The following is a 12,475-nucleotide window of genomic DNA, read 5'->3' as shown; positions in this document are numbered from 1 at the left end:
CAGATCGTGATCGGATGGCGTCACGCAACCGCAAGGCGCTCCAGGCCCGAAGGGTCCACGACCCCTCGGGCCTTCCTCGTGCTGTCAGCCTGAACCTTCCTGGGTCGCGAACAGGGACGAGATGGCGTCCGCCGCCTCGTGCTGGATGCGGTGCAGATGGTCCTCGCTGACGAAGCTCTCGGCATAGATCTTGTAGACGTCCTCGGTGCCCGAGGGGCGGGCGGCGAACCAGCCATTGTCCGTGACGATCTTCAGGCCGCCGATGTCCGCGTCATTGCCGGGGGCGCGGGTCAGCGTCGCCCGGATGGGCTCGCCCGCCAGGTCCTGCAGGCCGACCTGTTCCGCCGACAGCGACTTCAGCAGCGATTTCTGCTCGGCTGTGGCGGGCGCGTCGATCCGGGCATAATAGGGCGTGCCCAGTTCGGCCGTCAGGTCGCGATAGGCCACGCCGGGATTGTGCCCGGTGCGCGCCGTCATTTCGGCGGCCAGCAGTCCCAGGATGATGCCGTCCTTGTCCGTCGTCCAGGCGGTGCCGTCCGTGCGCAGGAACGAGGCGCCGGCGCTTTCCTCGCCCGCGAAGCCGAACGAGCCGTCGATCAGCCCGTCGACGAACCATTTGAAGCCGACCGGCACCTCGACCAGACGGCGCCCGAGCTTGCCCGCCACCCGGTCGATCATGCTGCTGCTGACCACCGTCTTGCCCACCGCCGCCTGGGGGCTCCAGCCCGGCCGGTTGGCGAACAGGTAGGCGATGGCGGTGGCGAGGTAATGGTTCGGGTTCATCAGCCCGTCGCTGCCCGCGACGATGCCGTGCCGGTCGGCATCGGTATCGTTGGCGAAAGCCACGTCGAACGTCCGTCCGGCCTCGATCAGCCGGCCCATCGCGTAGGGCGAGGAACAGTCCATGCGGATCTGCCCGTCCCAGTCGGCCGTCATGAACGAGAAGGTCGGGTCCACGACGTCGCTGACCACGGTGGCGTCGATGCCGTACCGTTCGATGATCGGCTGCCAGTAGGCGACGGCGGCCCCCCCCAGCGGATCGATGCCGATCTTGACCCCCGAGGCGCGGATCGCCGCCATGTCGAGGACCGAACCGAGGTCCGCGACGTAGGGCGTGATGTAATCGTGCCGATGCACGCAGGCGGCGCGCAGTGCCTGTTCGTACGGAATGCGCCGCACCCCCGCCAGGCCGGAGGCGAGGAAGTCGTTGGCCGCGCGTTCGATGGTGCGGGTGATGCCCGTGTCCGCCGGTCCGCCATGGGGCGGGTTGTATTTATAGCCGCCATCTTCCGGCGGGTTGTGCGAGGGCGTCAGGACGACGCCATCCGCCAGGCCGCTGGTGCGTCCCTTGTTGTAGGTCAGGATGGCGTGCGAAATCACCGGCGTGGGGGTGTAGCCGTCCTGGGCGTCGATGAAGACGTCCACCCCGTTGGCCGCGAACACTTCCAGCGCCGAGGCCAGGGCCGGCTTCGAGACCGCATGGGTGTCGATGCCGATATAGAGCGGCCCGTCGATGCCCGCCGCCGCGCGGTAATCGCAGACCGCCTGGCTGATCGCCAGGATATGGGCCTCGTTGAAGCCGGTCTGGAGCGGCGAGCCACGATGGCCCGACGTTCCGAAGGTAACCCGCTGGGCCGTGATCCGGGGATCGGGCTTCAGGTCGTAATAGGCGGTAGTCAGCTTCGCGACGTCGATCAGGCGTGACGGCGCAACGGGCTTGCCCGCCAGTGGGCTGATGGTGGCCATCCTGTGTTCCTTCCCGGTAGTAGCGGTTCGCGGTGCCAGTTCAGGGGTGGGCGGGCGGCGCCGTGCCGGCGGTCTGACCCGCCCCTTCGGTCACGGTGGTGGACGGCGTGACCACGCGGTTCATGACCTCGAATGATACGGCGTCCGCGGTGGTCACGTCGACAGAATCACCCACCTTCAACGTCGCCAGCAGCGCCTGGATCGGCTTTTCCTTTACGGTGACGGTCCGGGTGATCCCGCCCGGATCGACGAAGGTCACGACATTGTGCGGCGCATCGACGGCCAGTACGCGCACGCGCTCCCGCTGGTAGGAAACCATCATGCCGTGGGGGTGGCGGTTCGCCAGCCCGTGGGCGGACGTCACGGTCGATTGCGGGGGCGGGCTGCCGGGGGCCGCGATGTCGGCGGCGATGGTCTGGAAGAAGCGGATATGGATCTGGTCCCCCGGCTGCACGTGGGGCAGGTTATGCACGTCCTTGGGCACGCGCACCGTGATGAAGCCGCCGGTGCGATCGCGCAGCAGCACCTCGCCCGAACCGGAATCGATCGTCTCGACGGTGGCGGTGGTGACCTGGCTGCCGGTGATGGCGGATGCCTGCGCATGGGCATGCCGGGGCAGGGCGGCACCGGTCGCGGCCAGCGACAGCGCCAGCATCATCTGGGGCATGCGGCCTGAAATGGGATGCGTTTTTCTGGATGCCATCGTGTTCCCTGCCATGTTTCGTCCAGTTTCCTGGGATCTTCATCCGATTGCTACGGCTTCGGAATTGATATTAAAGCATGTTTATCGTCATGGCGAATAGTCGCGCCGCCGCGCGTCTGGGCAGGGGTGGAAAACGGAAATATGGCGCGTTCGGTTACGATCTACGGCATCAAGGCCTGCGACACGATGAAGAAGGCCCGCGCCTGGCTGGAGACGCACGGCGTGGCCTGCGTCTTTCACGACTACAAGAGCCAGGGCATCACGCGTGAGGTGCTGGAGGGGTGGGTGCGACAGGTGGGATGGGAAATCCTGCTGAACCGGTCGGGCACCACCTTCCGCAATCTGCCCGACGCGGACAAGGCCGACCTGGATGCCGCGCGGGCCATCGACCTGATGCTGGCGCAACCGTCGATGATCAAGCGGCCGGTGCTGGACGTGGACGGCGCGCTGACGGTCGGGTTCAAGCCCGAGCTTTACGCCGTGCGACTGAACTGAACCGCGTTTAAATCAGCCCCTGAAAAAATGATTTCTAGACCGTGACGTCGTAGCCTGCGTCCTGCACCGCCGTGCACAGGGTCGCGGGCGTCGCGAGGTTCGGATCATAGGTAACTGCGGCGCGCGGGGCGGGGGTCATGGACACGCTGGCCGTGCTCACGCCGTTGGTGCGTTCCAGCGCTTTCTGGACCGCCGAGGCGCATCCGTCGCACGTCATGCCCCCGATTTTCAGCGTAATCGCGTCCATTGCCCCATCCTTCCGGTGCCGCAGGCCATTCCGGATGGCGCGGGCGCGGCTGTTCATGTTCCCGGCAGACCTTGTCAATATTCGGGACAATATTCAAGTATTCGATGTTCGGGGCCGGCTCCGCAAGGCATCGGACCCCGGCTTCCACCGATTGAGCCGCAGCGCGTTCGAGACGACCGAGACCGAACTCATGGCCATCGCGCCGCCGGCAAGGGCGGGATTCAGCCATCCCGCCGCCGCCAGCGGAATGCCCAGCACGTTATAGATGAATGCGAAGAACAGGTTCTGCCTTACCTTGGCCAGGGTGGCGCGCGACAGGTCCATCGCATCCACCAGCCCGCGCAGTTCGCTGCGCATCAACACGACGTCGGCAGTATCCAGCGCAATGTCCGACCCGCTGCCCATGGCGATGCCGATATCGGCCGCCGCCAGGGCCGGGGCGTCGTTGATGCCGTCGCCCACCATGCCGACGATCCGGCCCGCACCTCGGCGGCGTTCGACCTCGTGCGCCTTGTCCTCGGGCAGTACGCCGGCGATGGTCTCGTCCAGTCCCAGGCGGGATGCGACGGCGGCGGCGGTGCGGGGGTTGTCGCCGGTCAGCATCACAAGCCTGATCCCGCGCGCGCGCAGCGCGGCCAGGCCGGCGGCGGCGTCGGGGCGGATCTGGTCGGCCAGCGCGATATGGCCCAGCAGGGTGCTGCCGCGCGCCACCCCGATCACCGTCCTGCCGTCCTGTTCCAGGCGCTGGACCGTGGGCTCGTCCCCGCCGCAGCCGGATTCGGCCAGGAAGCGGGGCGAGCCCAGGCGCAGCGTGGCGCCCGAATCATCCGCGTCCTGGGCCTGGACGCCGCGCCCCGGTATGGCCCGGACATCGCGGACCGGGGCGGCCTCGATGTCGCGCGATACCGCATGATCGACGATGGCGCGGGCCAGCGGATGTTCGGAATTGCGCTCCAGCGCCAGGGCGGCCGACAGCAGCGTGTCGGCCGCGACGCCCGGGGCGGGCACGATGTCGGTTACGCCCGGCCGGCCCAGGGTCAGCGTGCCGGTCTTGTCCATGATCAGGGTGGTGACGGTATGCAGGCGCTCCAGCGCCTCGGCGTTGCGGAACAGCAGGCCGGCCCGTGCCCCCAGGCCGGTACCCACCATGATCGCGGTCGGCGTGGCCAGCCCCAGCGCGCAGGGGCAGGCGATCACCAGCACCGCGATCGTGCCGCCCAGCGCCCCCGCCGGATGCCCGCTGACGGCCCAGCCGATGGCGAACGTCACGGCGGCGACGGCCAGGACCGCCGGCACGAAGACGGCCGAGACCCGGTCCACCAGATGCTGCACCGGGTCCTTGGTGCCTTGGGCCTGCTGCACCATGCGGACGATCCGCGACAGCGTGGTGTCGGCGCCCACGCGCCGGGCACGGACGCGCAGCACGCCGTCGCGGTTGATCGTGGCGCCGGAAACCGGATCGCCCGGTCCCTTGCCGACGGGAACGGATTCGCCGGTCAGCATGGATTCGTCGATGTCGGACCGCCCGTCCAGGATCGTGCCGTCCACCGGGATGCTCTCGCCCGGGCGGATGGCGAAGATGTCGCCGACCCGCAGGCTGGTCACCGGCCGGTCCTGGATCGCGCCGTCGATCTCGACATGCGCGACCTGCGGTTGCAGGCGGATCAGGCTTTCCACGCCTTCACGCGTGCGGTTGCGGGCCCGGGCCTCCATCAGGCGGCCCAGCAGCACCAGGGTGATGACCGTGGCGCCGGATTCGAAATAGAGAGGCCCGGGCAGGCCCAGCGCGACCGTGGCCGTGCTGGCCAGCCACGCGACGCTGGTGCCCATGACCACCAGCACGTCCATGTTCGCGCCGCCGCCACGCACGGCGTTCCAGGCATGGCGATAGAAGGACCGGCCGCAGACGAACTGCACCAGCGTCGCCAGCACCCATTGCAGCCCGACCGGCAGCATGTCGTGCAGGCCGGCCAGCATCGCCACCATGCCGGCCAGCAGCGGCAGGGTCAGCACCACCGACAGCGCGAACAGCCGCACCTGCCGCTGCCAGGCCGCCCGATGGCGCGCGGCGTCGTCCGCCGCCTCGCTCCCCGTCGCGCCGGAAGCGACGTCATGGGGCAGGGCGGCGCCATAGCCCGCCTTTTCGACCTGCCGCACCAGGGCATCGGGGTCCGACAGGCCCGGCACGTAGTCGATATCGGCGCGGCCGCTGGCAAAATTCACATGCGCGTCCACCCCCGGCAGACGGTTCAGCACCGTTTCGATCCGGGTGGCGCAGGCGACGCAGGTCATGCCGTCGATCGCCAGGACGACATGGCGGGCCGGCACGTCGAACCCCGCCTTGCGGATGGCCCCCACGATCTCGCCCAGCCCGGGGGCGTCCGGCGGGGGGGCGCCCTGCCGTTCCACCGTCGCGGTCGCGGTGGCGAAATTGACCGAAGCCGTCACCCCCGGCAGGCGGCCCAGCACCTTCTCGATCCGGGCGGCGCAGGCGGCGCAGCTCATGCCCTCGATGGGCACGGTGATGGGGGCCAGGGCGCCCGGGGGCGATGTGCTGGGGGGCAGGGTGATGGTTTGACCGGATGTCATGTTCCGACGCCGCCTTCCGTTCCGCGATCCCGCTGGCACGCAGGACCCCGTGCGGAAGGTGGGGTCGGGGCAGGCTGCCGTCAACCGAGCGGCGGCGGCTGCCTTCTATTCGGCCGCCGTCATGCGCGTTTCCTCGACGAACTTCTCGGTCGCGTCGTCGATCGTGCGGCTGCGCCGGCCGGCGGGGTTATGGACGTACAGCGTCCGGCGATCGACCTTCTCCGCCGCCTCGGGCTGGGGCGGCATTTCATAGCGCGGCGTGCGGCGATGGTCCGCCAGCTGCAGCTTGGGATTGAAGACCGAATTGAATTTCCAGATCATCCGCAGGAAATTGGTCTGTCCATGCAGGGCCAGGCGCAGGGCGATGCCCATCGTGTCCTTGATCGCGCTCCAGCCCAGATGCTTCTGGTTCAGCACCTGCTGGGTCTTGACCAGTTCCTCGTAGAATTCCTCCAGCGGCAGGGTGGTCGGCAGCACCGCATGCTGGATGTCGAACAGGCGGTAATCGCGCGTCGTCAGGCGTCGGGCCTCGCTCTGCCAGATCTCGGTGCCCGGATAGGGGGTCATGACCGAGATGTTCACGATATCGGGGATTTCCAGGCACCATTGCCGGATGACCTCGAAGCGCTTCCGGTCCCAGGCCGGATCGGCGATGATGTTGATCGCGACGATCAGGCCCAGCGAACGCGCGAATTCCAGCGCCTCGAAATTCCGGTCCAGCGACACGCGCTTGCGGAACTGCTTCAGCCCTTCCTCGTCCACCGCCTCCATGCCGATGAAGATGTAGCTGAGCCCGAGTTCCTTCCAGAAGCGGAAGACCTCCTTGTTGCGCAGCAGCACGTCGGCGCGGGTTTCCAGGTAATATTCCTTGCGGATGCCGCGCCGCTTGATTTCCTCGCCGATCGCCATCCCATGCTCGGCATGGACGAAGGCCACGTCGTCGACGATGAAGATGCCGGGTTCGCGGATCGCTTCCAGTTCGTCCGCGATGACGGTCGGGCTGGCAGTGCGGTAGGACCGTCCGTAGAAGGTCCAGGCGCTGCAGAACGTGCAGTCCCACGGACAGCCGCGCGCGAATTCGATCGAGGCCGCCGGGTCCAGCGTGCCGATGAAGTATTTCCCCCGGTGGCGCAGCAGGTCCCGCGCCGGGCGGATCATGTCCAGCGATTTCACGAAGGTCGGCGGCGGCCCCTCGGCCGTCAGGGTCACGACGCCGGGCACCGTGGTGATGTCCCCGCCCGCCTGGCGCGTGTCGAGCAACTGACCCACCGTGGCGTCGCCTTCACCCCGCAGGACGCAGTCGATCGCGCCATCGGCCAGGGCCAGCACGTCGCGGGCGATGAACGACACCGAATGGCCGCCGACGAACAGGAAGACCCCCGGCATCCGGGCCCGGGTCTCGCGGCACAGATCGACGATTTCCGGGATGTTGGCCAGGTAACTGCCGGAAAAACAGACGGCGTGGGGGCGGAATTCCTGGATCATCCGCCAGTAATCCTGATGGGTTTCCACCTGCAGGTCGATAATCTGCACCGTGTGTCCGGCATCGCGCGCGGCGCCCGCGATCAGTTCCAGCCCCAGTGGTTCCAGGCGAAGGAAGATCTTCGTATACATCAGGGCGCTGGGATGGACGGCAAGTACTCTCAATGCTGTCACCTTGATCTTTCTGGCCGCAATGCGGCGGAGCGATATGGGGCGGTCATGCATTCGGTGGACGAAACGCCACCGTTGGTCGTGAATGCAGGATCAGTCTGCATAATTGTTTCAGACGGGCGGGGTGGGTGTCATCCGGACCTGACGTAATGCCACCTATGCATGCCCGGGCACCGCCGTCATCGGCGCGCGCGCCATCGGATTCCGGGGTGATAACCGACCGGTCAGGATGACGAGATGCCCAGATACTGTCACGCAACCCCCGAATTGCCATCGATCTTCAGCAAAAAGTGACCGTGCCGCCATGCGTGGCGGCTGCCGCCGTCATGCGCGGGGCGGGACGGCGCCCCCGGTCGGGGCGCCCTATCGCGGATGGCCGATCCATGGCAGGTTGGCGCGAACGATATGCGCGGGCACGTCCGGTTCGGGCGGCACCGCGCGGGATCATGTGATGGACGGCCCCTCGGCGGGCCGCCGGCGGCGGTCGAGATGAAGCGGAAGAACTGGACGGGTCTGGGGTGGGTTGCGTGCGGCGCGATCCTGTTGGCGGGATGCTCGTCGGAAATCGGGCGTCGCCCGCTGGATACCGACGTGTCCTGCCTGCGTGCCCAGATGGGGGCGGAACTGAAGCTGAGCTTTCCCCTGGCGGCCAATACCTGCCAGCGCATGACCGACGGCAACTTCGCCATCGGGACAAAGAACCCGCAGCCGATTCCGCTGAACCTGCGCGGCGCGCCGGACCTGCAGCGGCTGGCGGATGAATACGGCTACAGCTACCACCGATAGGCACTGCCGCCGGCGAAGCAACCGCTGACCTGCCGGTCAGGTATCCAGTTCGCTGTCCCAGTACAGATAGTCCCGCCAGCTTTCATGCAGATAGTTGGGAGGGAACGAGCGGCCGTTTTCCTGCAATTCCCAGGTGGAAGGCTGCGAGGGCGTGCGGCGGGGATACATCTTCAACTCGTGCGGCATGCGCGAGCCCTTCATCAGGTTGCAGGGGCTGCACGCGGTGACGACATTTTCCCAGGTCGTCCGGCCCCCCTTGCAGCGTGGGATGACGTGATCGAACGTCAGGTCGTGGGTCGGCAGGCGGTCCAGGCAATATTGGCAGGAAAAATTGTCGCGGAGGAAAACGTTGAACCGGGTAAAGGCGGGGCGGCGGGCGGTCGGGATATAATCCTTCAGGGCGATGACGCTGGGTAATCGGAGAGACCGGCTGGGGGACCGTACTTCCTCGTCATATTCGCTCAGGACCGAAACGCGGTCCAGGAACACCGCCTTGATCGCGTCCTGCCAGGACCACAGCGACAGTGGAAAGTAGGAAAGCGGCCTGAAATCGGCATTCAGAACCAGGGCCGGATAATGTGGACTGCCAGCAAGCAAGGGGCGCATCCTTTCGCGATGCCGCCACACCATCATCAGGCGTTGTACTCAATAACCGAACGCCGAATGATATGCGCCGTTGAGAACCTGCCATCTATATCGCAAACATTCCCCGATATCGCAAGGGATGCCCGCGTCCGGCACAGCGGGCCCGGGCGGGGAGGGCATTCATGACGGCATCATCCTGTTTTCGTGGGGAAAGACCGTCACGACACGCTTCGCCCCCAGCCCCACCGGGTACCTGCATTTGGGTCACGCGGCGTCGGCGCTGACGGCCTGGCGCCATGCGCGCGAATCGGATGGCCGTTTCCTGCTGCGGATCGAGGATATCGACCCCGGCCGCTGCCGCCCGGACTACACGGATGCGATCGTCGAGGACCTGGCCTGGCTGGGCATCCTCCCGGACGGCGCCATCCGGCTTCAGTCCGACCATATGGCCGATTATCGTCGCGTGCTGGACGCGCTGGGGCAGCGCGGGCTGCTCTATCCGTGTTTCTGCACCCGCGCCGACATCCGGCGCGAGGCCGCCGAGGCCGCGCACGCGCCCCATCGCGCCCCGGACGGCACGCTGGCCTATGGCGGGACCTGCCGGGCGCTGTTGGCGGCGGAGCGGGCCGACCGGATCGCGGCAGGGCAGGCGCATGTGCTGCGCCTGGACATGGCCCGGGCGGTGCACCAGGCGGGCAGCGGGATCATGACGTGGCACGAGCGGGGGCACGCGCGCGGGCAGGGCGTGCTGTCCGCGCCCGTCGCGCCGTTCGGCGACGTCGTCCTGGCACGCAAGGACTGCCCGGCCTCCTATCATCTGTGCGTCACGCATGACGACGCGCTGCAGGGCGTCAGCCTGGTGACCCGGGGCGAGGATCTGCGCCCCGCGACGGCCGTGCATCGCCTGCTGCAGATCCTTATGGGCTGGCCCGCGCCGGAATACGCCCATCATCCGCTGCTGCTGGACGCCGACGGCCGCCGCCTGGCCAAGCGCGACCGGGCGCAGACCCTGCGTGCGCTGCGCGAGGCCGGACAGAGCGCCGCCGCCGTGCGCGCTGCGGCCATGGGGGGCGCCCCCCTTCCCATCTGAGAACGGCATCGGTGGCGTGCGCGCGGCGCGGATCAGCGGTTTACCTCGCGCTGCGCTTCGCATTACGGTGGCTTCCGCGTCGGGCCCGACAGGGGCGCGCGTTTCCCGTTCCTCTGGATCTTCGGTGTCATGGATCTTATCGCCGCCCGTCTAAACAAGGTCAGCCCCAGCCAGACCATCGCCATCTCCACCAAGGCGCGCGCCTTGAAGGAAGCCGGACAGGACGTCATCAGCCTGTCGGCCGGCGAGCCCGATTTCGACACCCCCCGGAACATCAAGGACGCGGCGATCCGCGCCATCGAAGCGGGCCAGACGAAATATACCGACGTCGCCGGCACGCTGCCGCTGCGCCGGGCCGTGGCCGAGCGGTTCCGCATCGATTCCGGCCTGGATTACACACCGGACGAGATCATCGTTTCCACCGGCGGCAAGCAGGTGATCTACAACGCCATGGTCGCGACGCTGAATGCGGGGGACGAGGCGATCATCCCCGCGCCGTGCTGGGTGTCCTATCCCGATATCGTGGCGCTGGCCGATGGCGTGCCCGTCATCGTCCCGTGCGCGGCGGAGACCGGGTTCAAGCTGCGGGCGGCCGACCTGGAGGCCGCCATCACGCCCCGGACCAAGTGGTTCTTCCTGAACTCGCCCTGCAACCCGACCGGCGCCGCCTATTCGGCCGAGGACCTGCGGCCGATCTGCGACGTGCTGCTGCGGCACCCGGATGTCTGGATCTTCACCGACGATATCTATGACAAGCTGGTCTATGATGGGTTCACGCCCGCCACCATCGTGCAGGTCGAACCCCGGCTGCGCGACCGGACGGTGACGATGAACGGTGTGTCCAAGGCCTATGCCATGACCGGCTGGCGCATCGGCTTTTCCGGCGCGCCGGCCGTGCTGACGCGCGCGATGAACAAGCTGCAGAGCCAGTCGACCTCGGGCACCTGCTCGATCAGCCAGGCGGCGGCGCTGGAGGCCCTGTCCGGCCCGCAGGACTTCATCGGCGACATGGTGCGCGCCTACCAGGACCGCCGCGACCTGGTGGTGGGCATGATGAACCAGGCGCGCGGCCTGACCTGTTCCCGGCCCGAGGGCGCGTTCTACGTCTTCCCGTCGATCGAGGGATGCCTGGGCAAGGTCAGCGCCGGCGGGACGGCCATCGTCGATGACGAGGCCTTCGTCACCGCCCTGCTGGAGGAAGAGGGCGTGGCGGCGGTGCATGGCGCGGCCTTCATGTTCGCCGGCCATTTCCGCATTTCCTACGCGACCGATACCGAAAGCCTGCGCGAAGCCTGCACCCGCATCCAGCGCTTCTGCGCCGGGTTGCGCTGAACGTGACGGGCACGGGTCCGGCGGGCGTCGGGGTGGCCGAACCGGGCTTTGCCGCGCGCACCGCGCGCCTGGACTCGCCCGCCACCATCGCCATGGCGGTCCGGGCCCGCGCCCTGCGGGCCGAAGGGCACCAGGTCCTGTCCCTGGCGCTGGGCGAGCCCGATTTCGCGACGCCGCACGCGGTGATCGAGGCCGCCCATCGCGCCGCGCTGGACGGGCAGACGAAATACCCGCCCGTCGACGGCACGCCGGCGCTGAAGGCGGCGATCGCACGGAAGTTCGAGCGCGAGAATGGCCTGGCCTACACGCCTGCGGAACTGATGGTGTCCAACGGCGGCAAGCAGGTGATCTTCAACGCCTTCATGGCGACGATCGATGCGGGGGACGAAATCGTCATTCCCTCGCCCTACTGGGTCAGCTACCCGCTGGCGGCGCGGCTGTTCGGCGGCGTGCCGGTCTTCGCCGCATGCCGCGAGGAAGACGGATTCCGCCTGACCGCCCCGGCGCTGGAGGCCGCGCTGTCGCCGCGCACGCGCTGGGTGGTGCTGAATTTTCCCAACAACCCGACCGGCGCGGTGGTCACGCTCGCGGACCTGGAAGCGATCTCCGAGGTACTGCGCCGCTATCCGCAGGCCTGGATCCTGTCCGACGAAATCTACGAACATCTGGTCTTCGACGGGGCGCGGCACCATTCCCTCGCCGCCGTGGCGCCCGACCTGAAATCCCGCATCCTGACGCTGAACGGCGTGTCGAAATCCTATGCCATGACCGGCTGGCGCATCGGCTATGGCGGCGGCCCGGCGCGGCTGATCCGCATGATGACGCGGGTGCAGGGGAATGCGACCTCCGGCGTGTGTTCCATCGCCCAGGCCGCCGCCGCGGCCGCCCTGGACGGACCGGCCGGGCTGGTGGCCGAAATGCGCGACACCTATGCCCGGCGCCGCGCCATGGTGGTCGAGTCCCTGCGCGCCATCCCCGGGGTGACATGCGCCATGCCGCAGGGCGCGTTCTATGCCTATCCGGGGATTGCCGGATGCCTGGGCAAGACCAGCCAGGGCGGCCGCATGCTGCGAACGGACGAGGATTTCGCCATCGCCCTGCTGGATGAACAGCACGTGGCCTGCGTCCAAGGCAGCGCCTTCGGCAAGGGACCCTATCTGCGCCTGTCCTGCGCCACGGATGACGAGACGCTGCGCGAAGCCTGCGCGCGCATCGCGACGTTCGTCGCCGGCCTGGGCTGAGGAACCGC

11 protein-coding genes are annotated in these 12,475 nt (G+C 67.9%); 5 read left to right on the top strand and 6 right to left on the bottom strand.

The annotated features are described in order from the left end of the window. Positions 1-84 precede the first annotated feature (84 nt). Positions 85-1,746 carry a phosphoglucomutase (alpha-D-glucose-1,6-bisphosphate-dependent) gene (pgm, locus tag GDI_RS14870; RefSeq protein ID WP_012227494.1) on the bottom strand — a complete coding sequence of 554 codons (1,662 nt, stop codon included), beginning with the start codon at positions 1,744-1,746 and terminating at the stop codon, positions 85-87. 40 nt (positions 1,747-1,786) lie between these two features. After that, positions 1,787-2,449, bottom strand: a complete 663-nt coding sequence (locus GDI_RS14865; protein WP_012554840.1) for a hypothetical protein — start codon at positions 2,447-2,449, stop codon at positions 1,787-1,789. Positions 2,450-2,590: 141 nt separating this feature from the next. Here GDI_RS14865 and GDI_RS14860 point away from each other — a divergent pair, with 141 nt between their 5' ends. Next, on the top strand, positions 2,591-2,944 hold the full coding sequence (locus tag GDI_RS14860) for an ArsC family reductase (RefSeq protein WP_012554841.1): 354 nt from the start codon (positions 2,591-2,593) through the stop codon (positions 2,942-2,944). Between the two features lie 34 nt (positions 2,945-2,978). On the opposite strand, the gene GDI_RS14855 is transcribed toward GDI_RS14860, so the two are convergent. The 3 genes from GDI_RS14855 to hpnR form a co-directional block, all read right to left on the bottom strand. Beyond that, a complete protein-coding gene (locus tag GDI_RS14855; protein ID WP_012554842.1) occupies positions 2,979-3,191 on the bottom strand; it encodes a heavy-metal-associated domain-containing protein in 213 nt (70 codons plus the stop codon). Between the two features lie 93 nt (positions 3,192-3,284). Beyond that, a complete protein-coding gene (locus GDI_RS14850; RefSeq protein ID WP_012554843.1) occupies positions 3,285-5,780 on the bottom strand; it encodes a heavy metal translocating P-type ATPase in 2,496 nt (831 codons plus the stop codon). A gap of 105 nt (positions 5,781-5,885) precedes the next feature. Next, positions 5,886-7,427, bottom strand: coding sequence for a hopanoid C-3 methylase HpnR (gene hpnR, locus GDI_RS14845; protein ID WP_041249858.1), 1,542 nt, complete (start codon positions 7,425-7,427; stop codon positions 5,886-5,888). 495 nt (positions 7,428-7,922) lie between these two features. Between hpnR and GDI_RS14840 the strand changes: the two genes are divergently transcribed. Continuing rightward, positions 7,923-8,219: a hypothetical protein gene (locus tag GDI_RS14840; RefSeq protein WP_012554845.1), complete on the top strand. Its 297-nt coding sequence runs from the start codon at positions 7,923-7,925 to the stop codon at positions 8,217-8,219. A 36-nt stretch (positions 8,220-8,255) separates the two neighbouring features. On the opposite strand, the gene GDI_RS14835 is transcribed toward GDI_RS14840, so the two are convergent. Beyond that, entirely contained in the window at positions 8,256-8,825 is a 570-nt protein-coding gene (locus GDI_RS14835; RefSeq protein WP_041249857.1) for an HNH endonuclease, read from the bottom strand. Between the two features lie 118 nt (positions 8,826-8,943). On the opposite strand from GDI_RS14835, the gene gluQRS reads away from it, so the two are divergent. The 3 genes from gluQRS (at position 8,944) to GDI_RS14820 (ending at position 12,467) form a co-directional block, all read left to right on the top strand. Further along, on the top strand, positions 8,944-9,894 hold the full coding sequence (gene gluQRS / locus GDI_RS14830; protein WP_012227484.1) for a tRNA glutamyl-Q(34) synthetase GluQRS: 951 nt from the start codon (positions 8,944-8,946) through the stop codon (positions 9,892-9,894). A gap of 129 nt (positions 9,895-10,023) precedes the next feature. Continuing rightward, on the top strand, positions 10,024-11,226 hold the full coding sequence (locus GDI_RS14825) for a pyridoxal phosphate-dependent aminotransferase (RefSeq protein WP_012227483.1): 1,203 nt from the start codon (positions 10,024-10,026) through the stop codon (positions 11,224-11,226). A gap of 92 nt (positions 11,227-11,318) precedes the next feature. Further along, positions 11,319-12,467, top strand: coding sequence for a pyridoxal phosphate-dependent aminotransferase (locus GDI_RS14820; protein ID WP_157871098.1), 1,149 nt, complete (start codon positions 11,319-11,321; stop codon positions 12,465-12,467). Positions 12,468-12,475 lie beyond the last annotated feature (8 nt).

The sequence above is a fragment of the Gluconacetobacter diazotrophicus PA1 5 genome, from assembly GCF_000067045.1.
GTDB lineage: Bacteria > Pseudomonadota > Alphaproteobacteria > Acetobacterales > Acetobacteraceae > Gluconacetobacter > Gluconacetobacter diazotrophicus.
Note: the sequence above shows the minus strand (reverse complement) of the source record. Positions and strands in the feature narration are given on the sequence as shown.